23 protein-coding genes are annotated in these 24,420 nt (G+C 40.1%); 14 read left to right on the plus strand and 9 right to left on the minus strand.

The window, feature by feature from the left end; all coding sequences use genetic code 11:
• The first annotated feature begins 7 nt into the window (after positions 1-7).
• Entirely contained in the window at positions 8-1,003 is a 996-nt protein-coding gene (gene lipA, locus ACERCF_RS08645) for a lipoyl synthase (RefSeq protein ID WP_373625329.1), read from the plus strand.
• Positions 1,004-1,213: 210 nt separating this feature from the next.
• Positions 1,214-2,320, plus strand: a complete 1,107-nt coding sequence (locus tag ACERCF_RS08650) for an ABC transporter substrate-binding protein (RefSeq protein WP_373611901.1) — start codon at positions 1,214-1,216, stop codon at positions 2,318-2,320.
• Between the two features lie 61 nt (positions 2,321-2,381).
• Here ACERCF_RS08650 and ACERCF_RS08655 read toward each other — a convergent pair whose 3' ends face one another.
• From ACERCF_RS08655 to fmt, 5 genes are all read right to left on the minus strand, one after another.
• Complete coding sequence (locus ACERCF_RS08655) at positions 2,382-3,176, minus strand: ABC transporter ATP-binding protein (protein WP_373611899.1); 795 nt, start codon at positions 3,174-3,176, stop codon at positions 2,382-2,384.
• Positions 3,177-3,185: 9 nt separating this feature from the next.
• Positions 3,186-4,226 carry a FecCD family ABC transporter permease gene (locus ACERCF_RS08660; RefSeq protein ID WP_373625330.1) on the minus strand — a complete coding sequence of 347 codons (1,041 nt, stop codon included), beginning with the start codon at positions 4,224-4,226 and terminating at the stop codon, positions 3,186-3,188.
• Positions 4,227-4,314: 88 nt separating this feature from the next.
• Positions 4,315-4,905: an acyl carrier protein phosphodiesterase gene (locus ACERCF_RS08665; RefSeq protein ID WP_373625331.1), complete on the minus strand. Its 591-nt coding sequence runs from the start codon at positions 4,903-4,905 to the stop codon at positions 4,315-4,317.
• Positions 4,906-6,375, minus strand: coding sequence for a molybdate ABC transporter ATP-binding protein ModF (gene modF, locus ACERCF_RS08670; protein ID WP_373625332.1), 1,470 nt, complete (start codon positions 6,373-6,375; stop codon positions 4,906-4,908).
• A 74-nt stretch (positions 6,376-6,449) separates the two neighbouring features.
• Positions 6,450-7,400 (minus strand): methionyl-tRNA formyltransferase, encoded by a 951-nt coding sequence (gene fmt, locus ACERCF_RS08675; protein WP_373625333.1) that lies wholly within the window; start codon positions 7,398-7,400, stop codon positions 6,450-6,452.
• 214 nt (positions 7,401-7,614) lie between these two features.
• On the opposite strand from fmt, the gene ACERCF_RS08680 reads away from it, so the two are divergent.
• The 4 genes from ACERCF_RS08680 to mscL all read left to right on the plus strand — a co-directional run bounded on the left by ACERCF_RS08680 (position 7,615) and on the right by mscL (position 10,761).
• Complete coding sequence (locus ACERCF_RS08680; RefSeq protein WP_373625334.1) at positions 7,615-8,226, plus strand: YigZ family protein; 612 nt, start codon at positions 7,615-7,617, stop codon at positions 8,224-8,226.
• Between the two features lie 3 nt (positions 8,227-8,229).
• Positions 8,230-9,714: a TrkH family potassium uptake protein gene (locus ACERCF_RS08685; RefSeq protein WP_373625335.1), complete on the plus strand. Its 1,485-nt coding sequence runs from the start codon at positions 8,230-8,232 to the stop codon at positions 9,712-9,714.
• On the plus strand, positions 9,714-10,244 hold the full coding sequence (gene hemG / locus ACERCF_RS08690; RefSeq protein ID WP_373625336.1) for a menaquinone-dependent protoporphyrinogen IX dehydrogenase: 531 nt from the start codon (positions 9,714-9,716) through the stop codon (positions 10,242-10,244). Before ACERCF_RS08685 ends, hemG begins: the two co-directional genes overlap by 1 nt.
• A 118-nt stretch (positions 10,245-10,362) precedes the next feature.
• Positions 10,363-10,761: a large-conductance mechanosensitive channel protein MscL gene (mscL, locus tag ACERCF_RS08695; RefSeq protein WP_373625337.1), complete on the plus strand. Its 399-nt coding sequence runs from the start codon at positions 10,363-10,365 to the stop codon at positions 10,759-10,761.
• Between the two features lie 124 nt (positions 10,762-10,885).
• Here the strand turns inward: mscL and rpsT are convergent, their stop codons facing one another.
• Positions 10,886-11,149, minus strand: a complete 264-nt coding sequence (gene rpsT / locus ACERCF_RS08700) for a 30S ribosomal protein S20 (RefSeq protein WP_373625338.1) — start codon at positions 11,147-11,149, stop codon at positions 10,886-10,888.
• A 345-nt stretch (positions 11,150-11,494) separates the two neighbouring features.
• Here rpsT and murJ point away from each other — a divergent pair, with 345 nt between their 5' ends.
• The 3 genes from murJ to ACERCF_RS08715 all read left to right on the plus strand — a co-directional run bounded on the left by murJ (position 11,495) and on the right by ACERCF_RS08715 (position 14,988).
• Positions 11,495-13,072 (plus strand): murein biosynthesis integral membrane protein MurJ, encoded by a 1,578-nt coding sequence (murJ, locus tag ACERCF_RS08705; RefSeq protein WP_373611886.1) that lies wholly within the window; start codon positions 11,495-11,497, stop codon positions 13,070-13,072.
• Positions 13,073-13,534 (plus strand): methyltransferase family protein, encoded by a 462-nt coding sequence (locus ACERCF_RS08710; RefSeq protein ID WP_373611885.1) that lies wholly within the window; start codon positions 13,073-13,075, stop codon positions 13,532-13,534. It abuts the gene before it with no gap.
• Between the two features lie 179 nt (positions 13,535-13,713).
• Positions 13,714-14,988, plus strand: coding sequence for an O-acetylhomoserine aminocarboxypropyltransferase/cysteine synthase family protein (locus tag ACERCF_RS08715; RefSeq protein WP_373625339.1), 1,275 nt, complete (start codon positions 13,714-13,716; stop codon positions 14,986-14,988).
• 106 nt (positions 14,989-15,094) lie between these two features.
• Here ACERCF_RS08715 and ACERCF_RS08720 read toward each other — a convergent pair whose 3' ends face one another.
• Positions 15,095-17,110, minus strand: a complete 2,016-nt coding sequence (locus tag ACERCF_RS08720) for a BCCT family transporter (protein WP_373611883.1) — start codon at positions 17,108-17,110, stop codon at positions 15,095-15,097.
• Between the two features lie 242 nt (positions 17,111-17,352).
• Between ACERCF_RS08720 and ACERCF_RS08725 the strand changes: the two genes are divergently transcribed.
• Positions 17,353-18,528, plus strand: a complete 1,176-nt coding sequence (locus tag ACERCF_RS08725; protein WP_373625340.1) for an MFS transporter — start codon at positions 17,353-17,355, stop codon at positions 18,526-18,528.
• Between the two features lie 13 nt (positions 18,529-18,541).
• On the opposite strand, the gene rarD is transcribed toward ACERCF_RS08725, so the two are convergent.
• Positions 18,542-19,438, minus strand: a complete 897-nt coding sequence (gene rarD, locus ACERCF_RS08730) for an EamA family transporter RarD (protein ID WP_373625341.1) — start codon at positions 19,436-19,438, stop codon at positions 18,542-18,544.
• Positions 19,439-19,521: 83 nt separating this feature from the next.
• Positions 19,522-20,505: an elongation factor P--(R)-beta-lysine ligase gene (gene epmA, locus ACERCF_RS08735; RefSeq protein ID WP_373625342.1), complete on the minus strand. Its 984-nt coding sequence runs from the start codon at positions 20,503-20,505 to the stop codon at positions 19,522-19,524.
• Positions 20,506-20,835: 330 nt separating this feature from the next.
• On the opposite strand from epmA, the gene frdA reads away from it, so the two are divergent.
• Genes frdA through frdD form a run of 4 tightly spaced genes read left to right on the plus strand, consistent with a single transcriptional unit; the run spans position 20,836 to position 24,148 of the window.
• The gene (frdA, locus tag ACERCF_RS08740; RefSeq protein WP_373611879.1) at positions 20,836-22,638 is read left to right on the plus strand and encodes a fumarate reductase (quinol) flavoprotein subunit; all 1,803 of its coding nucleotides are present in this window, start codon (positions 20,836-20,838) and stop codon (positions 22,636-22,638) included.
• Between the two features lie 15 nt (positions 22,639-22,653).
• Positions 22,654-23,385: a succinate dehydrogenase/fumarate reductase iron-sulfur subunit gene (locus ACERCF_RS08745; protein WP_373611878.1), complete on the plus strand. Its 732-nt coding sequence runs from the start codon at positions 22,654-22,656 to the stop codon at positions 23,383-23,385.
• Positions 23,386-23,394: 9 nt separating this feature from the next.
• A complete protein-coding gene (gene frdC / locus ACERCF_RS08750; RefSeq protein ID WP_373611877.1) occupies positions 23,395-23,787 on the plus strand; it encodes a fumarate reductase subunit FrdC in 393 nt (130 codons plus the stop codon).
• 13 nt (positions 23,788-23,800) lie between these two features.
• Entirely contained in the window at positions 23,801-24,148 is a 348-nt protein-coding gene (frdD, locus tag ACERCF_RS08755) for a fumarate reductase subunit FrdD (RefSeq protein WP_373611876.1), read from the plus strand.
• The last annotated feature ends 272 nt before the right edge of the window (positions 24,149-24,420 follow it).

Below are 24,420 nucleotides of genomic sequence, written 5' to 3' on the forward strand. Positions count from 1 at the left end.
GATTTTAATGGTTACGGCTACAGCTCAAGTTTCGGCAAAAAAAATGAGCCCTTTTAAAATGGAAAAAGGGGTGAAATATCGTGATGCCGCTAAAACCTCAGTAATTCAAGTTAGAAATATCGATCCAGACCAAGAACTACTTAAAAAACCGGAATGGATGAAGATCAAATTGCCGGCAAACTCGGTAAAAATTGATAGCATTAAAAATGGTATGCGCCGCCACGGTTTACACTCAGTGTGTGAAGAGGCTTCTTGCCCAAACTTACACGAATGTTTTAATCACGGCACGGCAACCTTTATGATTATGGGGGCAATTTGCACCCGCCGTTGTCCGTTCTGTGATGTGGCACACGGCAAGCCACTTCCGCTTGATCCTGAAGAACCACGCAAAGTAGCAGAAACCGTTCAGGATATGAAACTCAAATATGTGGTAATTACCTCTGTGGATCGTGATGATTTGCCGGACCGTGGTGCCGCCCATTTCTCGGCAACAGTGCGTGAAATCAAAGCCTTAAATCCAAATTGCAAAGTGGAAATTCTTGTGCCGGACTTTCGTGGACGTGTGGAACAAGCGGTCGCTATTTTAAAAGAAAATCCACCTGATGTGTTTAACCACAATTTAGAGAATGTACCACGTTTATATCGTGAAGTTCGCCCGGGTGCGGATTATCAATGGTCGCTGACATTGCTTAAAACCTTCAAAGAAGAATTTCCGGATATTCCAACTAAATCAGGCTTAATGGTAGGGCTTGGTGAAACGAACGAAGAAATTTTAGAAGTAATGCAAGACTTACGTGATCACGGTGTAACAATGCTGACTATCGGTCAATATTTACAACCAAGCCGCCACCACTTAAAAGTAGAACGCTATGTGCCACCGGCGGAGTTTGATATGTTCCGTGAAGAGGCCGAAAAAATGGGCTTTGAACACGCAGCTTGCGGACCGTTTGTCCGATCTTCTTACCACGCTGACTTACAAGCGAAAGGTGAGTTAGTTAAATAAATTTCGAATATTAAACAAAAGGGAGAGCAAGTCTGTTCTCCCTTTTTATTTGCAAAAATTCAGCTGAAAAGAACCGCTTGTAACTTCTTCTGATTTATCCTTCCAAAAGAGACAAGATAGTATAAATCTGTTGTTGCGAATTATTTTCATTGACTATTTGTTATAGACAGTTACAATTCAACTTTCCATTTCTTTTTGGCTGGAGTTCCAATGAAAAAATTACTATTAAATAGTGCCTTTGCTGCCACATTACTCGCATTTGGTGCAAGTGCCAATGCTGAAATCAAAACCATTACTGATATATTAGGGCGTGAGGTAAAGGTTGATGTGCCTGCTAAACGTGTTGCACTAACTTTCTATTATCCTGACTATATTGCGGTAACTGGTGCTGAAAATTTCGATAATGTAATAGGCATTTCCCGTGAGTTTTGGGAAAAATTCAACCCGGGCAGTTGGGCATTATTTGCAGAAAAAATGCCAAATCTAAAAAATATCGCGGATCTTGGCTATGTGAATAGTGGTACTTTCTCAACAGAAAAAACCATTGCATTAAAACCTGATGTGTTAGTGCTACCTGAAATTCAATATCAAGCCTTAGCCAGTGAAATTCCTCGCATTGAGCAAGCTGGTATTCCTGTTGTAGTAGTAGATTTCAACAAGCAAACTGTTGAAAATCACACAAAAAGTGTAAGAGTTTTTGGTCAGCTTGCAGGTACTGAAGAACGAGCCGAAAAAATTGCCAAAGAGTATGAAGAAGGCATTACTGATATTCAGAGCCGTATTGATAACGTAAAATTAGCAAAACCAAAACTTTATGTTGAGTTTGGCAACAAAGGGCCGAAAGAGCATAGTTTTACCTTTGGTAAAAATATGTGGGGAGCGATTGCTGAAACAGTGCGAGGCGATAATATTAGTGCTCCGTTTGTGGAAAACTGGGGGCAAATTAACCCTGAGCAAGTGTTAGTCTCTAAACCAGAGGTAATTATGATTTCAGGTACGGAATTAGGTAATGATACAAACCCTGAGATTATGTCGATGGGAATTAATATTGAAGAAGCTGATGCTCAAAAACGTTTGAAAGGCTTTATGGAGCGTACAGGTTGGAAAGAGTTGCCAGCGGTAAAATCGGGGCGTGTTTATGGTTTATATCATACAGCATCTCGCTCAATTTCAGATTTGGCGAGTGCTCAATTTATGGCAAAAGCACTTTATCCTGAATTGTTTAAAGATATCGATCCTGAAAAGACGTATTCAGATTTTCATAAAAATTACTTACCAATTACGCCAACAGGCACATTCTTTATTCAACTGAAATAAAAACAACAAGCGGTCATTTTGCAAAATAAATCTGCAAAATGACCGCTTGTATTTTCTCTGACTATTTGCGATTCAAACAGCAATCAATATTTAAACATTTTCTTAATGGGCGGATAATCGGAGAGCCGTTGCCATCATATAAAATCTCAATATTAACATTATACAACCGCTTAATTAGCTCGCATTCCAACACATCACAAGCTCTACCTTGTGCTTGAATTTTCCCCTCGCTTAATAATAGCACGCTATCAGAAAATTGAGCCGCAAGGCTTAAATCGTGGAGTACCATAATAGTGATTAAGTTATTGGCTCGAGTGTATGCGTTCACATATTCAAGTAAGTTGATTTGATGATACATATCTAACGCACTTACAGGCTCATCAAGCAGTAGAATATGGGGTTTACGCAGCAATACTTGGGCGAACATCACCATCTGCCGTTGCCCGCCACTTAGTCGCATAATATCTTGATGAGCTAAATGTGAAATGCCGAGTTTATCCATAATATCAACGGCTTCATTGAGTAACTCATCGCTAATATACATATTTAGACTATCAAGCTGACCTAATAAAATGACCTCTAAAGCACTGAGTGAGGCTTCCACCTGTGTATCTTGTGGCATATAGCCAATTTGCTTACGCCAACTATGCAAGTGGCTTGAGGTTAATTTATTACCATCAAAATCAATTGTGCCTTGATGAGCAATTTCCCCAAACAATGTTTTAAGGAGAGAGGATTTCCCCGCGCCATTTGGGCCAAGCAAAGTATAGATTTTGCCTTGTTTAAAATGTAGATTGATTTTATCAGCCACCACTAAGTTTCCACGCTTAATAGTCACATCGTTTAAGTTGAGCATAGAAAATCCTTATCGTTTAGCTAATACAATCCAGAAAAAGAACGGTACACCAACTAACGCTGTAATGATACCGACCGGAAATAATGCACCCGGCACAAGGCTTTTTGATAGCACGGAGGACATCGAGAGAAATGCCGCACCCACTAACATTGAACCGGGCAGGAAAAAACGCTGATCTTCACCCAATAACATTCGAGCAATATGCGGAGCAACTAAGCCAATAAAACCGATAATGCCCACAAAACTGATGCAAGTTGCGGTCATCACAGACACAATCAGCAAGGTTTTCATTCGTAACCAGGTTAAGTTAATGCCTAAACTTAATGCTCTGGCTTCGCCCAAACGCAGGGCGGTGAGCTTCCACGCATCTTTAAGTAACAATAAAATACAGACTGTAGTTACGCCAAAGGCAATTGAGATAGTCTGCCAAGTAGCTTTAGTTAAATTACCGAATAGCCAAAACAGAATTTGTTGGGATATCTCAGGTGCAGAAATAAATTGCACCAATGACAGTAAAGACTGAAATAAAAACAATAAGGCAATTCCTACCAGCACTAATATTGCCGAGCTAAAACGTCCTAAAGAGGAGAAGGCAAATAAAATGGCAGAGGAGAAAAGTGTCATCACAAAAGCCCCGATGGGTACAGCAATTTTGGTTGGTAAACCAAAGCCACCAAAGGCAATCACAATTGAAGCCCCAAAGCCCGCAGCAGCCGCTAAACCCAGCGTATAAGGGCTTGCCATTGGGTTATTAAGCAGGGTTTGAATTTCAGCTCCGCCAACACCAAGTGCAGCTCCAACCACCAATGCCATTATCGCCATTGGTAAACGTAGCTCATAGACAATCACTTTGGTGGTTTCTTCAATTTCGCCTAATTGGAATAAAGCTTTCCAAACTTCATTAAACGGCAGCAGGGAAGGCCCGGTCATAATATCGAAAATGAGGCTGAGTAAACAAATAAGTAAGAAAAAGAGTAATAAAAAACTGCGTTTCTTTTCGATGGTTCGCTGTTTTTTAGCTATTTGTTGAGGAGAAAGCATTGTTGGCATAAAAACATAATGTTTGAGAATTATTATCAGACAGGATAAGAGAAAAGGGCGATAAATTCAAGGATATCCGAGTTAATGGCTAAAGTATTCAGCCAAACTCTCGAATAACCCTTTCTTTTACCGTAAAAAACTCCTGAATAGCGGCTTCTTCTAAAAGAGTATAATTTTGCCGAATTTCGGTTATGGCATTTCTCAAAATCTCTCCTTTCTTCACTCGTGATGACATTCCCAAGAATACTCTTTCTAAGAAATTCAAATCTGTATAACTACTTAACGCATTGCGAGATGTCAGCCAATTAAACATTGGGATGAAGTTTTCAGGAAAAATTGCTTGATGTTGATTGATGCGTTGAAAGATGTCTCTTTGAATAGCATTCAGCTCTTTGCCAAATAAGGATTGAAAATGTTTAGCCAAAAAGTGATCAATTATAATATCTGACACAATACCTTTATAAAGCCCAAAGTTCTCTCGAAGCAATCTAGTCGTTACACTATCTTGCCTGTCGCAAATTTTATCAATCAAGCGGTGTAATACAACACCGCTTTTTAAATCATCGGCTAAATTGAGATTTTGAATTAAGCCTTTATAAAAATCGCCGGAAAAATTGCCATATAAGGTTTGTTGATTGGCTTTTGCATCAATTTCAAGTGAAATTAGAGAGTGAGCCAGAAAATTCATTTATGCTCCCAGTTCCGTTTGTTGGTACTCATACCCAAATTCATTGGTTTCCCCCTTCGGCACAAACTCAAACAAATGCGTAATGCAATTCGGAGCATCGCTATCTTGGTGTGAAACAAACAGCAGTTGGGTTTGGCTATTGGTGACTAATTGCTCGATAAATTGTTTTACTAGCTTGCGATTCACGCCATCTAAGCCTTGCAGTGGTTCATCTAAAATCAAAATGGGCGGGTGTTTTACCATTGCTCGGGTAATCAGTAGTAAGCGTTGTTGCCCCCACGAAAGTGAACGGAACGGTTTTTTAGCAAATGTTGCTAGGTTTAAACGTTCCAACCATTCCATCGCTTTTAATTTTAGGGCGTTGGGTACTTGTTGATAAACGCCGATACTGTCAAAAAAGCCCGAGAGAATTACGTCCATTGCTGAGCAGTTTACCCGATAATCCATATGTAATTGGCTGCTTACATAACCGATGTTTTTCTTAATATCCCAAATGGTTTCGCCTGTACCACGCTGGCGACCAAATAGTCGCACTTTATTGGCATAAGATTGTGGGTGATCGCCTGTAATAATCGAAAGTAAGGTTGATTTACCTGCTCCATTCGGGCCTTTAATCCACCAATGTTGTTTAGGCTGAACCGTCCAACTCAGATTATCTAAAATTTTCTTGTCGCCATATTGGATATTCACGTTTTCCAACTCAAACGGATTGATATGTTCAGCCAGAGAAACAAGCGGAGCGGCACTTTCAGGCAGTGGCACATTGACATTCTCTTCTGCAAATTTTAGCTGAGAATAGACCGCTTGTTGTTCAATTTCAGCCCGTTTTCCTTGAAGAATGAGCGATAAGTTATCCAATAACGCAATATGATCAGCCGCATCGGGAATATCATTGAAGCGGTTTACAATCAGCACTAACGCCATTTTGGCGGGCAGGTCGGAAATTAATTGCGTCCAATATTGTACCGATTGCTGATCTAACCCCTCGAAAGGCTCATCTAAAATTAATAAATCAGGCTCACTAACTAACATTTGGCAAAATAGCACTTTGCGGCTTTCGCCCGTAGAGAGATGAATAAATGGGCGATCTAGCAAGTGCTGAATGTGCAGCTTTTCTGCATATTCTTCACATAATGTGGCTTTATCACTGCCATTTAAAATCACTTGGCGAGCGGTTAAGCCGAAGTCATCGGGCGAGATAGTGTCGTTGTTACGATCTTTGAAAATCTGCTCAATAATTTTTTGCTGCTGTTCAAAAGAAAGCAGTTGAATATTCTGAAAGCTGTTTTCATATTCTCCTGAATAGAGCGAGAGCTTGCCTTGTAAAGCAAGGGAAAAGGCTGTTTTACCCGAACCGTTTCCGCCCATTACCACCCAGAAATTGTGTGGTTGGATAGTCAGATTTTCTACTGTTAATTTTTGCTGTTTTTGGAGCGAAAATAAGGCATTTGAAATATGTAGTGTTTGCATAGTGTGTATGTGTTTGTAAGGGCGAATAACATTCGCCCGTTATAATATTTCGATGGAGGATACTCTCTGACAGATTACAGAATTTTCCCAACTATAAACCAATCTGCTCTACCATTAAGGAAATCTTGTACCGACATCGGTTTTTTCCCGGCTGGTTGCAGTTGAGTGATGTTCAGCACGCCCTCTTGGGTGGCAATTTGAATACCTGTTTTATCTACGCTTAAAATTGTACCTACAGGTTTGTTTTGATGAGGTAAAACAGTGGCTTGGTAAACTTTAATACTTTGCTCAACACCTTCCACCTCTAGCGTTAAAAAACTGATTGGCCAAGGGGTGAAAGCACGGATATTTCTCTCTAATTGAGCAGCCGATAAATTCCAATCTAATTTCGCCTCTTCTTTTGATAATTTTTCCGCATAGTTGGATTGGTTTTCGTCTTGCTTTTCAGCTTTAAATGTTTGGGTTTCTAAGCCGTTTAATACGTAAAGTAATGCAGGTGGAGCAAGCTCTGCCAGTTTGGCATAAAGCGAAGCAGAGGTTTCGTTTGGCTCAATCGGTGTAGTAACTTTATGTAGCATATCACCTGTGTCTAAGCCTACGTCCATTTGCATAATGGTTACGCCCGTTTCTGTATCGCCTGCCCAAATTGAACGCTGAATTGGGGCAGCCCCACGCCAACGTGGTAAAAGTGAACCGTGAACATTTAAGCAGCCATATTTAGAGGCATTTAGCACCGCTTCAGGTAAAATTAAACCGTAAGCGACCACCACCATTACATCGGAATTTAAGGCTTTCAGTTCTGCTTGCGCCTCTTCTTTACGAAGAGATTTTGGCTGATAAACGGGAATGTTATGAGCTTCCGCTAGCTGTTTCACAGGGCTTGCTTGTAATTTTTTACCTCGCCCAGCGGGTTTATCAGGCTGGGTATAAACGGCGATCACATTGTGTTCAGAATCAAGCAAGGCTTGTAAATGTTGAGCGGCAAAATCAGGTGTGCCGGCGAATATAATATTGAGTTTTGACATTGTTAAGTTCTTAAAAGTAGTAATCAAAAGGTTATGGAATAACTTCATTGTGTAAGACACAGGTGAAGTATCTCCCCTCTTTGCTAAAGAGGGGGACTAGATAGAGAGTTAAATATTTTAGCTGTGCTAAACCCTATTAAACCACTAAACCGCATAAATAAAAAGTGGCTTTAGTGTGGTATTATTGCAAGGTTAATATTAAGAGAAGTAAACAATGGAATTTTTTATCCCCAAAGCGGATACTATTTTTGAAGAAGAGATCAAAAAAAGCCGCTTTATTACCTATCTCCGACATACGGAAGGAATGGAGCAGGCGAAGGCGTTTTGGCAAGAGCTGAAAATGCAGCATCCGCACGCTCGCCATTGGTGTTGGGCAACGGTGGCAGGCACGCCGAATGATTCCCAGCAGTACGGCTTTTCTGATGATGGCGAACCCTCTGGCACGGCAGGTAAGCCAATGCTTAATTACTTATTAGGTTCAGGCTTGGGCGAAATTACCGCCGTTGTGGTGCGATATTATGGCGGTATTCAGCTTGGCTCGGGGGGCTTGGTAAAAGCCTATGGTAATGGCGTTCAACAGGCATTATTGCAGTTAGAGCGAATTCGCAAAGTTTTGCGAAAAAACTACCGCTTGCAGTGTGAATATGAGCATTTTAACACTCTTTCACATATGATAAACGGGCGAGATATTGATATTGTAGAACAACATTTTGGAGAAAAAGTGGATTTGCTACTCGCTTTCAACCCAACAGAGTTTGAGCCATTTTCTGATGAGCTAACCCAGCGTTTTTCGGGCAAACTGACCTTAATTAAAGAAGATACCTAATTTATGCAATTTTTTTCTATTATTCGCATTGTTGGCATTTTAGTGATGTGCTTTTCATTCACAATGCTTGTGCCGGCAACAGTTGCCCTGATTTATGGTGATGGCGGTGGGCGAGCCTTTTTAGAAGCCTTTGTGCTGAATTTTGTGGTTGGTACACTGCTTTGGTGGTTTTGTCGCCATAATAAAAATGAGCTACGCTCCCGAGAAGGCTTTTTGATTGTGGTCTTATTCTGGGTTGTACTGGGGCTATTAGGGGCTGTGCCGTTCATTATTTTAGAAAATCCTGATCTCAATGTGGCAGAGTCGATTTTTGAATCCTTTTCTGGTTTAACCACCACAGGGGCAACCGTAATTACAGGGCTAGATACTCTGCCGAAAGCGATTTTGTTCTACCGCCAATTTTTACAATGGCTCGGTGGAATGGGGATCATCGTATTAGCGGTGGCAATTATTCCATTACTGGGTATTGGCGGAATGCAGCTCTACCGTGCAGAAATGCCCGGCCCGCTCAAAGAACAAAAAATGCGACCTCGTATTGCTGAAACGGCTAAAGCCTTGTGGATGATTTATTTAAGTTTAACCTTATTATGTGCTTTCGCTTTTTGGCTGGCTGGAATGAGTGCCTTTGATGCCATTTCGCATAGTTTCTCAACAGTTTCGATTGGCGGATTTTCCACCCACGATGCAAGCATCGGCTACTTCAACAGCCCTGCGATCAACTATATTACTGTCTTTTTCTTACTGCTTTCTGCCTGTAACTTCGCCTTACATTTTGCAGTAATTGACCGCTTGCGTGATAAGCAATCCAGAAAACGAGGGGACATTCTCAGCCGTCTTTATTGGGGTGACTATGAATTTCGCTTCTTCTTAATGGTGCAATTGGGGTTGTTTTTAATTTGTACGCTGGTGCTAATGGCGTATAACTATTTTGATAATACATCGGTAACGATTACACAGGCGTTATTCCAATCCGTTTCAATTTCGACCACTGCAGGCTTTACCACTAATGATTTCAGCCAATGGTCTTCATTTTTACCGACCTTGTTAGTGCTGGCTTCTTTTATTGGCGGTTGTGCCGGCTCAACAGGTGGAGGTTTGAAAGTAATCCGTGTGTTATTGCTTTATTTACAAAGTAAGCGAGAAATCCACCGCTATATTCACCCTAATGTAATTCAGCCCATCAAATTAGGTAAACACGTTTTATCAGAACGAGTGGTTGATGGCATTTGGGCGTTTTTCTCGGCATATTTCTTTGTATTTGTGATCTGCTGGCTTGGCTCAATTGCGTGCGGAATGGAAACTTTCGATGCGTTAAATGCGGTAATTGCTACACTCAACAACTTAGGCCCTGCATTAGGTAATGTGAGCAGTAACTTTACCCAAGTGCCGGACAGTGCAAAATTGGTGCTCACGTTTGCAATGGTGTGTGGACGTTTAGAAGTATTTACCTTGCTGGTTATTTTAAGCCCTGTATTTTGGAAAGACTAATGAAAACCTTAATTCTCTATTTTACGACCGATGGTCAAACAAAAAAGATTGCTGAACGATTGGCAGAAACGATTACGCACGAGGTTGAGCTGATTTCGCTAAAAGATCAAGCGGTCAATTTTGCTGAAAAAATTGCAAATGCCGATCAAATTGTGATTGGCGCTTCTATTCGATATGGGCATTTTAGTCCGTTGGTTTATCAGTTTGTAGAACAGCACTATGTGGCGTTAAATCAAAAGAAAACCGCTTTTTATGGAGTGAACCTTACCGCTCGCAAAGAAAATAGAAATACACCAGAAACCAATACCTATGTGCGTAAGTTTCTAGCCAAAGTGAAATGGCAGCCTAACCACGCTGAGGTGATTGCAGGGGCGTTGTTCTACCCACGTTATAAGACGTTCGACCGTGTGATGATTCGTTTTATTATGAAAATTACCAAAGGCGAAACAGACACCAGCAAAGAGTATGAATATACAAACTGGCAACAGGTGGAAGAATTCGGCAAAAAATTAAGCGATCAGTTAATTTAACAATGATCTAAATCAAACCGATTTAGCGGTTGTATAAATTTTAATTTAGATTATAATTTGCCACTTTCGATCTCGGTGTAGATTATTTGTTCTCCCTTATAAATTAAAGGAAAGCCCAATGAGTATTTTAAAAGAATTCCATGAATTTGCGGTAAAAGGTAATGTTGTGGATATGGCTGTCGGTGTAATCATCGGTGGTGCATTCGGTAAAATCGTTTCATCATTAGTAAATGACATCATTATGCCACCAATTGGTATGTTAATCGGTGGGGTAGATTTCAAAGATTTAGCTATCGTATTAAAAGAAGCACAAGGCGAAGCCGAAGCGGTAACGTTAAAATACGGTGCTTTTATCCAAAACGTATTTGATTTCTTAATCATTGCTCTTGCAGTATTCGGTATGGTAAAAATGCTGAATTCATTGAAAAAAGCCCCTGTTGAAGAACCTGAAAAACCAGCAGAGCCTTCAGCTGAAGAGAAATTATTAACTGAAATCCGTGATTTACTGAAAAAATAATTTGCTGATTTAAGATAGGGCGATTTTAGATTTAACTAAAATCGCCCTTTGCTTTTTAGGTTTTCTTTACGCTAAAAACGAAAAAACCGACTATTGCTAGTCGGTTTTTCATATCTATTCGATATTACGCTAATTTTTTGATTTGTGCTGCTAATTTAGATTTGTGGTTAGCTGCTTTGTTAGCGTGGATTAAGTTTTTAGACGCCATACGGTCTACAACTTTTTGCATTTCAACGAAAGCGGCTTGAGCTGCTGCTTTATCGTTTGTTGCTACTGCTGCATATACTTTTTTGATGAATGTACGCATCATTGAGCGTTGGCTTGCGTTGTGTTGGCGGCGTTTTTCAGATTGAACCGCACGTTTTTTTGCTGACTTGATATTAGCCAAGGTCAAACTCCTAAAATATCTGTGTAAAAATTAGATATAAACCGTTTTGGTTTATATTGCCTATCGATAGTTTTTAATTCATTTTCAACGAGACACGTGCTTGAAAATAACACCGTTTTTCTGATAGAAAACGATAGGGCGAGATTTTAACAGTTTTTTTCTGATTTTCCTATAACAAACTGCTAAAATTATGATCGATTTTTAGGATCGCACAACAAGCGGTCTGATTTTTAGTATTTTTTACAAAAATATGTTGATTTATGATGTAGGGGCAGGTCCCGTGCCTGCCCTTTGTTTCTATGTTTTCGGACTGGCACAGGACCCGTCCTTAAAATTATTAATGTTATGAGCAAAAAACTTTTAAGATCAGGAATGATCGTGAGCTTTATGACCCTAATTTCACGCGTTTTAGGGTTAATTCGAGACATTGTGGTAGCCACTTTGCTAGGTACAGGCGTAAGTGCCGATATTTTCTTATTCGCAAACCGTATTCCGAATTTTCTTCGCCGTTTATTCGCCGAAGGGGCGTTTTCAAAAGCCTTTGTTCCCGTGCTGGCGGAATATAACGCCGATAACGACCCAAATAAAACGAGAGAGTTTATCGCAAAAGTATCGGGTACATTGGGCGGCTTAGTTACCATTGTTACCCTTGTGGCAATGATTGCCTCGCCTGTAGTGGCTGCTTTGTTCGGTACAGGCTGGTTTTTAGATTGGCTTTATGATGGCCCGAATGCAGAAAAATTCACTCAAGCCTCCTTTTTGCTAAAAATTACTTTCCCTTATTTGTGGTTTATTACCTTTGTGGCATTGTCTGGAGCGGTGCTTAATACTATCGGGAAGTTCGGGGTAATGGCATTTTCGCCTGTGCTGCTGAATGTGGCCATTATTGGTGTGGCGTTGCTCGGCAAAGATTATTTTGATTCGCCCGATGTTGCCCTTGCGTGGGGGGTATTTTTAGGCGGATTGCTGCAATTCTTATTCCAAATTCCGTTTATGAAAAAGGAAGGATTGCTGGTTAAACCAAAATGGGCGTGGAAAGATGAGGGCGTAACCAAAGTCCGTAAATTAATGATTCCAGCCTTATTTGGTGTTTCAGTTACCCAATTAAATTTATTGCTCAACCAAGTGATTGCGTCATTTTTGATTACAGGTTCAATTAGCTGGATGTATTATGCCGATCGTTTAATTGAGTTTCCACTTGGCTTATTTGGCATTGCAATTTCTACTGTGGTGTTACCAAGTCTTTCTCGCATTGCCAAAAATAAAGATCTCACCGAATTACAACGCGGCGAAAACTTCCAAAACACAATGGATTGGGGCGTTCGTATGGTGTTGTTGCTTGGTATTCCTGCAATGATTGGTATGGCAGTGCTGGCTCAACCCATTATTATGACAATGTTTATGCGAGGCAAATTTGGTTTTGAAGATGTGCTGGCAACCTCTTATCCGCTTTATGTAATGTGTTTGGGCTTGAACAGCTATATGTTAATTAGCGTGCTGGCAAATGGCTTCTATGCGAACCAAAATACTAAAACACCTGTGAAAGTGGGGATTATTGCCGCTATCAGCAATATCTTTTTCGGCTTGGCATTTGCTCCATTTTTGGGCTATATCGGCTTGGCATTGGCATCGGCTTGTTCAGCCTTGGTGAATGTGAGTTTGCTTTACTTCCATCTTACAAAAAGCGGTTATTATAAAGTAAGTCGAACAACCCTTATTTTTGTGCTAAAACTGTTGATTTCCGCTTGTGTGATGGGGGCATTATTGGCGTATTTCACTCCAGAGATCGAGCTTTGGGCGTTAATGACACTCTGGCAGAAAATCTATTGGTTGGTTTGGTTGATGATTTTAGCAGCAGGTAGTTATTTTGTAGCCATTATTACCTTAGGTATTCGCAAGAAAGATTTCAGAGCGGCGGAATAAATGCTGAAATTGAAAATACCGCCGCCCGTTTGGTTTCTCCTTTGTGCAGCGTTAATGTGGTGGATTGCACGGCTTCTGCCTGCCTATTTACCCAATTATCAACATTCCGTGATATTGATGTTAGCAATGGTAATTGTGGTCATAGGATTACTCATTGCTATATCAGCAATAATTACGATAAGAAAAGCAAAAACAACCTCAAGCCCTTTTCAGCCACAAAATACTATTCAGTTGGTGGATTGGGGGATTTATCGCAAAAGCCGAAACCCAATGTACCTTTCCTTGCTTTTAGGTTTAATTGCGTGGGCGTTGTGGCTTGGTTCTATTTTTGCGTGGATTATTCCACCACTCTTTATTTGGCTCATTACCCATTTTCAAATTCAGCCTGAAGAACAAATCCTTACCCAAAAATTTGGACAGCGTTATTTAGATTACGCACGCCAAGTAAGGCGTTGGCTTTAACATACAAGCGGTTAGATTTTCGGGAAATTTTGCAAATTTTTATCTAATTTACTACAGAAAGTTATTCGTTTAGTTTCATTCATATTGAGTTTGAATTAATTTCATCAGAGTGAAACTTGTTCGATTCAGGAAATATTGTTATATTTTTGTATAAGAACTATACAAAAGGAGAAAGGTTTATGAGACCAGAAACAATCGCATTACACAAAGGCTTTCACACTGACCCGACAACCAATGCGGTAGCAGTACCCATTTATCAAACAACAAGTTACGCATTTAATGATACTCAGCATGGTGCAGATTTATTTAGTTTAAAAGTAGCGGGTAATATTTATACACGATTGATGAATCCAACGACGAATGTATTAGAAGAACGCTTGGCAGCATTAGAAGGAGGTGTTGGTGCGGTTGCAACGGCAAGTGGAATGGCTGCAATTTCTTATGTAGTCGAAACTTTAACCGAAGCTGGGGATAATATTATTTCCTCAAACCGCATTTATGGTGGTACTGTTACCTATTTTACCCAAACATTAAAACGCAGAGGGGTTGATGTTCGTTTTGTTGATCTCAGTAAACCCGAAGAGATTTTAAAAGTTTCTGATAGCAAAACTAAATTAGTATTTTGTGAGAGTATTTGTAACCCGACTATTGATGTCGCTGATTTACCTCAATTTGCAAAATATACTCATCAAGCTGGAGTACCACTTGTTGTGGATAACACAGTGGCAACGCCGTTGATTTGCCGTCCAATTGAATTAGGTGCAGATATTGTTGTACATTCTTTGACCAAATATATCGGTGGGCACGGTACAACTATCGGTGGCTGTATTGTTGATAGTGGTAAGTTTGACTGGAAAGCACAAGCAGAAAGATTCCCTATTTTAACTCAGCCAGACCCTTCTTATAACGGCGTAGTTTATGCAGATGCGTTAGGTGCTGCTGCCTTTATTGGATATGTGCGTGTAGTTGGTTTGCGTAATACAGGGGCTGCGATGACACCTATTGCTGCTTTTATTTTCCAACAAGGTTTAGAGAGTCTTGCGGTACGTTTAGAACGCCACTGCCAAAATGCGTTGAAAGTAGCGGAATATTTGCAGGCACACCCTCAAGTGAGCTGGGTTAATTATCCAGCACTACCAAATGCACCACAATATTCGTTGGTTCAGCGTGATTGTGGTGGTCGAGCATCAGGATTATTGAGCTTTGGTATTAAAGGCGGGCGAGAGGCAGGTGCAAAATTTATTGATGCGTTAAAATTAGTGCTACGCTTAGTGAATATTGGAGATTCTAAGTCTCTAGCTTGTCACCCTGCTACAACAACGCATAGTCAAATGACAGATGAGGAGTTAGAAACAGCTGGAGTAACTAGCGATTTAATTCGTTTAAGTGTTGGACTAGAGCATATTGACGATATTATTGAAGATTTGGAGCAAGCCTTTGCTGCGGTAAAATAATATCAATCAAAAAGTGATAACGTTGAATTAAAATACAAGCGGTTAGATTTTACTCGGGATTTGCAAAATTTTCCGAAAATCTAACCGCTTGTTTAATATTGGAGGCTTAGTCTAAATTATTGACATCAGCCGTCATTAAGTTGTGCGAGTTATCCATTGCTAAATTGATAAAGCGTTCATACTGTTGTAGAACATCAGCAATCAATTCTTCTTTCGTCATATATTGCACGTCATAGCCTTCTCGTCCATCTAGGAAGTAGGTGATCGGCTCATAAATGGTGTTTTCTTCGATATTTGGTAAGTTTTCATCACCAACCACTAAATCAGATAATTGACGAGGCACGCTTTCAATACCATAAACGAAGTTGCGTAAGTTTTCTTTTACGACTTCAAATTCCAATTTTGGATTTTTTTCATTGGTAAAATTCATTTTTGCGGTTAAACCGTAGCTTTCGAATTCATCAATTAATTCAAGGAAAGCAGGTCTTGCAACTTTAATAAAGAAGTGGCGAACATCTTGTTGCTTGGTTGGATTAATAATTTTCTCCAAACGCTGTTTCCAATCTTTACCTGCCCAGTTTTGACTACCTTGCGAGAATTTTTTGTTGAAGTATTGGTTATCTACCATTAAGCCTTTCCATAAGCCAAAGCAGAGAATCAGCATAATAAAAGTAAATGGCAGAGCGATAATCAGTGTCATTGTTTGTAGAGATGATAATCCACCCGAATAAAGTAGCGACAAGGCTAATACCGCCAATACCACGCCCCAAAGAATCGTTTGCCATTTTGGGGCTTTTTCTTCGCCTTGTGAGGCAATGCTGTTAAGTACAAAAATTCCTGAGTCGGCTGAAGTAATGAAGAATATGGAAATCACAATAACAGCAATGAAAGAGGCAATTGTACCGAATGGTAGTTGATCAAAGAATGTAAAGAGCAGTTGTTCAGTATTGCTGCTTACCTCAGCTAATGCACCAACTGTTTGTTGATCGAACCAAATTGCCGAGCTACCAAAGCTGGTCATCCATAAAATATTAAACAGTGATGGTACGAACAATACACCTAAAATGAACTCACGAATGGTTCTGCCTTTTGAGATTTTTGCAATAAATAAACCGACAAATGGTGCCCAAGAAGCCCACCATGCCCAATAAAGCACGGTCCAACCACTTAACCAGCCTTGATGTTCAGGCTCATAAGCGAATGTACGGAAACTAAGTTCTAATAATGAACTAAAATAATAACCTAAATTCTCGGTTAAACTTGAAAATAGGAATAATGTTGGACCTGTAATAATAACAAAAATGAGTAATAATCCAGCTAAGGTCAAGTTGATTTCACTTAAGATTTTAACGCCTTTACCAACCCCTGTGATAGCAGAGAATACAGCGAGAGACATTGCAACAAGGACAATCACCATAAGTACACCGAAATTACTGTTTTCGATTAGCCCTAAGCTATTAAAGCCTGCACTGACTTGCATAACCCCAAAACCAAGTGTAGTTGTTAGACCAAAAATAGTGCTACAAAGGGCTATAATATCAATCAAGTGTCCCCAAAAACCTGAAATACGGTGTTTTAATAAAGGATAAAAACCAGAACGAACAGTTAGCGATAATTTATATCTAAATCCGAAGTAAGCAAGAGCAAGAGCAATTACACCATAGATTGCCCAAGCGTGAATCCCCCAATGGTAGAAGGTAGTCATCATTGCTTCCTTCATTCTTTCCGATTCACTCAGGTTTTCGTAGACAGGTTTGAGATAATGCAAAACAGGTTCTGCAACACCGAAGTACATTAACCCGATCCCCATACCTGCGGCGAATAACATCGCAATCCAAGAGCCAAAACCAAACTCAGGCTCATCAGTATCTGCCCCTAATTTGATATCGCCCAAACGGCTGAATGAAAGAAAAATCAGAAATAGAAAAAATACCGATCCTGCAAAAATATAAAACCAACTAAAATTTGCAAAAAGGATATTTTTAATAGTGTCAAGTGAAAGCTGAGCTTGTTGTGGGAAAACGATACAGAATATTGCAACAAAGCTAACGAAAATTAAGCTAGGAAGAAATATGGGAGCTTTAAAGGTGCTACCTGCCTGCAATTTTTTAAAGAAATCCAATGGTATATTCCTCGTATAGTTGTTATTAAAGTACCCAAATATATCAAAATACCATAAAGATTACAAATTAAACAAAATGAGTAATAAGATAATTTTATAAGAAATGGTTGATATTTACTCACAATAATCGTTCGTAATTTTTTCTGCTTGTTAGTAAAGCCAAAAATTAAAAATGGTGTGTTGATAAGGTTTGCAGATTCATTATTTGTGAGTAGAATATTTTTATTTATAAAAACAAGACAATGCACACACAACATAATGCTCAAAAAATGGTTCTGCCGATTTTACTGCTGATCTCCCTTTCTCATTTGCTGAATGATTTAATTCAAGCGGTGATGGTCTCAATTTACCCAATGCTTAAAGAGAATTACCAACTGAGTTTTGCTCAAATTGGTATGATTTCGTTAATTTACCAAATTACTGCCTCTATTATTCAACCGGGTATTGGGCTTTATACCGATAAATACCCAAAACCGAATTTATTGCCTGTCAGTATGCTGATTACTCTGCTTTCTGTGATTTTACTCGCCTTTTCGCCGAATTTTGGTGTGTTATTGATAGCAGCGGCGTTAATGGGGATTGGTTCTGCTATTTTTCACCCTGAAGCTTCTCGGGTAGCTCGAATGGCATCGGGCGGTAAATTTGGTACAGCACAGTCGCTTTTCCAAGTAGGTGGAAATAGTGGCTCGGCGTTAGGACCGCTCTTGGTAGCATTGTTTATTGTGCCGTTAGGACAAAATGCGGTAATTTGGGTGGTTGCCTTTGTATTATTAGCCTTGTGGATTTTATATAAAGTGAGCCGTTGGGTGAAATATGAGGCTAAGTCGCTTGTTGTTTCATCAGGTCATATTCAACAACGCTTGCACGGCAAATTATTAGCCAGAGCCTTGTTAATTATCGCGTTATTAATGCTGGCGAAGTTTATTTATATCGCCAGCCTCAGTAACTATTTCACTTTCTATTTAATGGAGAAATTCCAGCTAAATATGGCAACCGCACAGCTTTACTTGTTTGTCTTTTTAGGGGCGGTGGCAGTAGGTACTTTTGCGGGAGGGCCGATTGGCGATAAGATTGGGGGAAACGCAGTCATTTGGTTCTCTTTCTTAGGAATGGCACCTTTTGCGTTATTGCTGCCCCACGCCGATCTATTTTGGACGATTGTGTGTGCGATTTCTGCTGGCTTTATTATGTCATCAGCTTTCTCGGCAATGGTGGTTTACGCTCAAGAAGCGGTGCCGGGTAGAGTTGGATTAATTTCAGGCACAATGTTTGGATTAATGTTTGGTATTGGCGGCTTAAGTGCCGCCGTGTTAGGTTTTTTTGCTGATGAATATGGCTTGGACACCATTTTTAACGTCTGTGCTTATTTACCTATACTCGGTTTTGCCGCCTTAGGTTTACCGAAACGGAATATTTAAGCTGTTCCCTTTATTATTGTTGAGCTTTGGCTCTGGCTTTTTTCATACTCAGTAAGAAGATGGCAACGCCAATCCATACTAAAATATAGCCAACCGAACGTTCGGCGGAGAGTTTTTCATTAAAAATCAGCACACCGCATAAAAATTGCAATGAAGGCGAGATGTATTGCAACATACCGAGTAACGACATCGAAATGCGTTTCGCCCCCATTGCAAACCATAGTAACGGAATAGTGGTAGCCGCACCTGAGCAGAGCAGTACCGTCATTTGTAAACTATTGAGTTCGCTAAATACTAAATTGTTTTGGTTATAACAAAAGCATAGATAGGCAATTGCAAAAGGCGACATCAGCAAGGTTTCAAGAGCTAAGCCTGATAACGGCTCCATTGGGGCAAGTTTGCGGATCAAACCATAAATGCAGAAACTGGCAGCTAAAATGAGTGCCACCCACGGCACTTGCCTGGCAGGAATTGCCAGCCATAGAATACCTGCAATAGCAAAGACAACAGAGAGCAGTTGAGCTTTAGTGTATCGCTCTTTTAATACGATATAGCCCACAAAGACATTTAAAATCGGGTTGATAAAATAGCCGAGACTGGCATCTAAAATATGTTCGTTTGTAATCGCCCACAAATAAACCAGCCAGTTTACCCCAATCATAAAAGAAGAAAGACAGAAGATCCCCAGCACTTTAGGCTGTTTAAAAGCATTGATTACCGCCCGCCCTTGTTGGAAAATCAGCAATAGAATAATAGCAAAAACCGCAGACCAAACCACTCGTTGAGCTAAAATCTGCTCTGCAGGCATTCCCGATTGATTAATCGGATACCAATAGATCGGAAACGTCCCCCACGTTAAATAACATAACAGAGCGTAATGCCAACCTTGTAATTTGCCTGAAATATTCATTTTGCTTTCCTAAAAGAGTGTGTACAAGCGGTCATATTTGTTGATTTTTTTGCAAATTGCAAATAATAATATGCTATAAGAAATTAGGCTTTTTCGACGCTAAATGAAATAACCTCTTCAATTTTTTCCGCATTCATCACAAGCATTAATAAACGATCTACCCCAAGTGCGACCCCCGAACAGTTTGGAAAGCCTGCTTTAAGTGCAGCCAGAAAACGCACATCGAGTTGCTGTGGCTCAAGCCCCATTTTTTCACGCTGAATATTGTCTTGTTCAAAGCGATGGATTTGCTCGTTTGCATCGTCTAATTCGTGGAAGCCATTACAGAGTTCTAATCCTTTGTAATAAAACTCAAAACGCTCAGCAACACGGTGATCTTCCGAGCTGATTTGTGCTAACGCAGCTTGGGCGGAAGGAAAGTGATAAACCGCAGTTGGGCGATCTTGCCCAATATTCGGTTCAACTACTTCGCTGAATAAAAATTGGAGTAGCGTATCTCGGTTTTCATCATCTTCACATTGCAAACCGTACTTTCTCGCTTTTTCGACTAATTGAGTTTTGGTGGCAGAAAGCGGATCTAACCCAACGTGGGTTTGGAATACAAATTGATAGCTAAAGGATTCTGCCGGTTCGCAGTCTAAAATCTGTTGCAGTAAATCATCCACTTCATTGATGAGGCGATACATATCAAAATGTGGACGATACCATTCCAACATTGTAAATTCAGGATTGTGGTATTTGCCTGCTTCTTCATTACGAAACACTTTGCAAAGCTGGAAAATCGGTCCGCTGCCCGCAGCGAGCAAACGCTTCATATGATATTCAGGGCTTGTCATCAAATGGAGTGTTTTTGCCTCACTGCTAAATGGCGATAAGAATTGAGTGCTGAATGTTGAAAGATGAACATCTGTTACTGAAAATTCACTTAAAATCGGCGTTTCAACTTCTAAAACGCCACGTTCTGTAAAGAATTTTCGCAGTTCAGCAATAATTTTTGAGCGTTGGATAAGGTGAGGGATAGTAGCAGTTGGTTGCCAATCAATGTTATCGAGTTGTAAATTATTCATAAAAAATGACCGCTTGAAAATGTACCGCTATTTTAGCTTAAAAAAGCGTATTACCCTAGTTGCTGATCAAGAAAAAATAAAGCAGGTTTTTTAACTTTTATGCAACAAATTAAATTTTCTCATTTAAAACATTAGAAATTTTTTCTCTATTACTCTCCAATTAAGAGCCATTCTCAATACCTTCATTGTGCTCGTTACCTTTTTTGAGGTAGATCACAAAATTACACTTTTTATGTTAAAAATTTGTAAAATCAGCTTATCTGATTGATTAAATAGTGGCACAATATCATCACTTTTAATGAATAAGTTTTTTAACTTTCGGAGTGCATTATGCAAAGTGTTAATTTTGATGTGGCTATTATCGGTGCTGGTGGTGGCGGCTTGCGTGCTGCTATTGCAGCGGCTGAAGCAAATCCAAATCTGAAAATTGCTTTAATTTCAAAAGTTTACCCAATGCGTAGCCACACGGTGGCGGCAGAAGGTGGCTCGGCAGCGGTCATTAAAGATACGGATTCTTTTGACAATCACTTTAACGACACCGTAGGCGGTGGCGACTGGTTATGTGAACAAGATATTGTGGAGTATTTTGTTGAGCATTCTCCTATTGAAATGACACAGTTGGAGCGTTGGGGTTGCCCTTGGAGCCGTCGTGAAGATGGCGAAGTAAACGTTCGCCGTTTCGGTGGTATGAAAATTGAGCGTACTTGGTTCGCCGCCGATAAAACAGGCTTCCACATCTTACACACTTTGTTCCAAACTTCGATTAAATATCCGAATATTGTTCGCTTTGATGAACATTTCGTGTTAGATATTTTAACCGACAACGGCGAAGCTCGTGGCTGTGTGGCAATGAATATGATGGAAGGTACGCTTGTTCAAATCAACGCAAATGCGGTTGTGATTGCAACGGGGGGTGGCTGCCGTACTTATCGTTTCAACACGAACGGCGGTATTGTAACGGGCGACGGTTTATCAATGGCATATCGTCACGGTGTGGCTTTGCGTGATATGGAGTTCGTTCAATATCACCCAACAGGATTGCCGAATACGGGTATCTTGATGACTGAAGGCTGTCGTGGTGAGGGTGGTATCTTAGTGAATAAAGATGGCTACCGTTACTTACAAGATTATGGCTTAGGGCCTGAAACGCCAATCGGCAAACCGGAAAACAAATATATGGAGCTAGGTCCTCGTGATAAAGTATCTCAAGCGTTCTGGCAAGAATGGCGTAAAGGCAACACCTTAAAAACCGCAAAAGGTGTTGATGTGGTTCACTTAGATTTACGTCATCTCGGCGAAAAATATTTACTTGAGCGTTTACCGTTTATTTGTGAATTAGCGAAAGCCTATGAAGGGGTCGATCCGGCTAAAGCGCCGATTCCTGTTCGCCCTGTTGTTCACTACACAATGGGTGGTATTGAAGTGGATATGAATGCAGAAACCTCAATTAAAGGCTTATTTGCGGTGGGCGAATGCGCGTCATCAGGCTTACACGGGGCAAACCGTTTAGGGTCTAACTCTCTCGCAGAATTAGTGGTGTTTGGTAAAGTAGCGGGTGAAAACGCCGCTCGCCGTGCATTAGAAGTAACTGCCCGTAACCAACCACAAATTGATGCTCAAGCAAAAGATATTGTGGCTCGCTTACACGCATTGGCAAACCAAGAAGGTACTGAATCTTGGTCACAAATTCGTAATGAAATGGGCGATTCAATGGAAGAAGGTTGTGGTATCTACCGTACACAAGAGAGTATGGATGCAACCGTGAATAAGATCCAAGAGTTAAAAGAGCGTTATAAAAATATCAGCGTTAAAGATAAATCAAGTGTATTTAACACCGATTTACTCTACAAAATTGAGTTAGGCTTTATCTTAGATGTTGCTCAATCTATTGCTTGCTCTGCGGTGGAACGTAAAGAATCTCGTGGTGCACACCAACGTTTAGACTATGTTGAGCGTGATGATGTGAATTACTTGAAACATACTCAGGCGTTCTATAATGCAGATGGTACACCAACGATTAAATACAGTGAAGTGAAAATTACCAAATCACAACCACAAAAACGTGTGTACGGTGCAGAAGCGGAAGCACAAGAAAAAGCAAGAAAAGCAGCAGAAGCTCAAGCACAACAATAGAGAAGGAGCAGTAAAATGGCAAATTTAGATAAAATGACCATCGAAGTGCTACGCTACAACCCAGAGTCAGATAGCGAGCCACATTTAGATAGATATGAAGTGCCTTATGACAGCCAAACTTCACTATTAGATGCACTTGGGTTTATTAAAGACGAGTTAGAACCAGAGCTTTCGTATCGCTGGTCTTGTCGTATGGCGATCTGCGGATCGTGTGGTATGATGGTAAACGGTAAACCAAAACTAGCGTGTAAAACGTTCTTGCGTGATTACAGTGGCTTTATGCGAATTGAACCGCTTGCTAACTTCCCGATTGAGCGTGATTTAGTGGTGGATTTAAGCCATTTCATCGATAGTTTAGAGGCAATTAAACCTTATATTATTGATAACAAAGCCCCTGAAGGACAACGCACTAAACAAACCCCAGCACAGTTAGAGAAATATCGTCAATTCTCAATGTGTATTAACTGTGGTTTATGTTATGCGGCTTGTCCACAATTTGGTTTAAACCCTGAGTTTATCGGTCCTGCGGCAATTACATTAGCTCATCGTTATAATCTTGATAACCGTGATAATGGCCGTGAAGAGCGAATGAAATTACTCAGCAGCAAAAATGGGGTATGGAGTTGTACTTTCGTGGGCTACTGCTCAGAAGTTTGTCCGAAACACGTTGGGCCGGCCTCAGCAGTGAATCAAGGCAAGCTAGAAAGTGCAAAAGATTATGTTATCTCAATGATTAAACCGAGATAGGAGGAAGAGATGTCAGCGACAAAACGTAGACCTTATGTTCGAGGAATGAAAGCGAGCTGGTGGAAAAAACTCGATTTCTACAAAATGTATATGGTGCGTGAGGCAACCTGTCTTCCAACGGTTTGGTTCTGTATCGTACTATTTTATGGTGCAGTTGCATTAAGCAAAGGCACATTTGCAACTGACTTTGTGGATTTCTTACAAAATCCATTTGTGGTTGTACTAAATATTATCTCACTTGGTGCGATTCTTTATCACGCTGCGACTTTATATGTGATGACACCAATGGTAATGCCACTGATTGTAAAAGGGCAGCGCTTACCGAATACGGTTGGCAGAAATATCCTTTGGGCAGCCACTGGTGTGATTAGCTTAATTGCATTAATCTTAGTTTATATTTAATAAGGGGAATAAAATGAGTCTTGATCAAAACCCAAAACGTTCAAATGAACCACCTGTATGGCTATTATTCAGTGCTGGCAGTATGGTAAGTGCATTATTTTTCCCTGTAGTGATCTTTATTATTGGCTTATTACTGCCGTTTGGCTTAGTTTCCCCAGACAATATTATTGCTTTTGCACAAAGTTGGATCGGAAAACTTATCATTATGGTATTAGCGATTTTCCCAATGTGGACGGGTATGCACCGAATTCATCACGGTTTGCACGATCTGAAAATTCATACGCCAGCGGGTAGTGTGATCTTCTATGGACTATCTGTATTGTTTACAATTTTAGTCATTATTGCTATAGTACAGATCTAAAAATGTAAGACCATCTTTTTAAAAGATGGTCTTTTATCTTTTTTGCAAGCGATCGAATTTACAAATAAATTTACAAATAAATTTACAAATATCAGAAATCTTGATGATAAAACGATCGTTTTGTATTAAATATCTGCAAAAAAGATCTTTTTTAAAATTTTTTACAAAAAACACTTGCGTTCATTTCAGATTTCTCTATAATGCACCCCACACAACGACGCGCTGTTGTGAACGGTTAGGTTTTAAGTTCAGTGCGTCGTTCTTTTTTGTTC

It is taken from the genome of Mannheimia kashgarensis, assembly GCF_041807705.1.
Classification (GTDB): Bacteria; Pseudomonadota; Gammaproteobacteria; order Enterobacterales; family Pasteurellaceae; genus Mannheimia.

Coding starts and splice junctions, on each gene's coding strand:
- frdA (WP_373611879.1), top strand. CDS start 20,836: ATGCAAAGTGTTAATTTTGATGTGGCTATTATCGGTGCTGGTGGTGGC.
- ACERCF_RS08655 (WP_373611899.1), bottom strand. CDS start 3,176: ATGCTCAACTTAAACGATGTGACTATTAAGCGTGGAAACTTAGTGGTG.
- ACERCF_RS08685 (WP_373625335.1), top strand. CDS start 8,230: ATGCAATTTTTTTCTATTATTCGCATTGTTGGCATTTTAGTGATGTGC.
- rarD (WP_373625341.1), bottom strand. CDS start 19,438: ATGAATATTTCAGGCAAATTACAAGGTTGGCATTACGCTCTGTTATGT.
- ACERCF_RS08725 (WP_373625340.1), top strand. CDS start 17,353: ATGCACACACAACATAATGCTCAAAAAATGGTTCTGCCGATTTTACTG.
- ACERCF_RS08650 (WP_373611901.1), top strand. CDS start 1,214: ATGAAAAAATTACTATTAAATAGTGCCTTTGCTGCCACATTACTCGCA.
- mscL (WP_373625337.1), top strand. CDS start 10,363: ATGAGTATTTTAAAAGAATTCCATGAATTTGCGGTAAAAGGTAATGTT.
- epmA (WP_373625342.1), bottom strand. CDS start 20,505: ATGAATAATTTACAACTCGATAACATTGATTGGCAACCAACTGCTACT.
- ACERCF_RS08745 (WP_373611878.1), top strand. CDS start 22,654: ATGGCAAATTTAGATAAAATGACCATCGAAGTGCTACGCTACAACCCA.
- ACERCF_RS08710 (WP_373611885.1), top strand. CDS start 13,073: ATGCTGAAATTGAAAATACCGCCGCCCGTTTGGTTTCTCCTTTGTGCA.
- frdC (WP_373611877.1), top strand. CDS start 23,395: ATGTCAGCGACAAAACGTAGACCTTATGTTCGAGGAATGAAAGCGAGC.
- ACERCF_RS08660 (WP_373625330.1), bottom strand. CDS start 4,226: ATGCCAACAATGCTTTCTCCTCAACAAATAGCTAAAAAACAGCGAACC.
- ACERCF_RS08680 (WP_373625334.1), top strand. CDS start 7,615: ATGGAATTTTTTATCCCCAAAGCGGATACTATTTTTGAAGAAGAGATC.
- ACERCF_RS08715 (WP_373625339.1), top strand. CDS start 13,714: ATGAGACCAGAAACAATCGCATTACACAAAGGCTTTCACACTGACCCG.
- murJ (WP_373611886.1), top strand. CDS start 11,495: ATGAGCAAAAAACTTTTAAGATCAGGAATGATCGTGAGCTTTATGACC.
- ACERCF_RS08665 (WP_373625331.1), bottom strand. CDS start 4,905: ATGAATTTTCTGGCTCACTCTCTAATTTCACTTGAAATTGATGCAAAA.
- frdD (WP_373611876.1), top strand. CDS start 23,801: ATGAGTCTTGATCAAAACCCAAAACGTTCAAATGAACCACCTGTATGG.
- hemG (WP_373625336.1), top strand. CDS start 9,714: ATGAAAACCTTAATTCTCTATTTTACGACCGATGGTCAAACAAAAAAG.
- lipA (WP_373625329.1), top strand. CDS start 8: ATGGTTACGGCTACAGCTCAAGTTTCGGCAAAAAAAATGAGCCCTTTT.
- modF (WP_373625332.1), bottom strand. CDS start 6,375: ATGCAAACACTACATATTTCAAATGCCTTATTTTCGCTCCAAAAACAG.
- fmt (WP_373625333.1), bottom strand. CDS start 7,400: ATGTCAAAACTCAATATTATATTCGCCGGCACACCTGATTTTGCCGCT.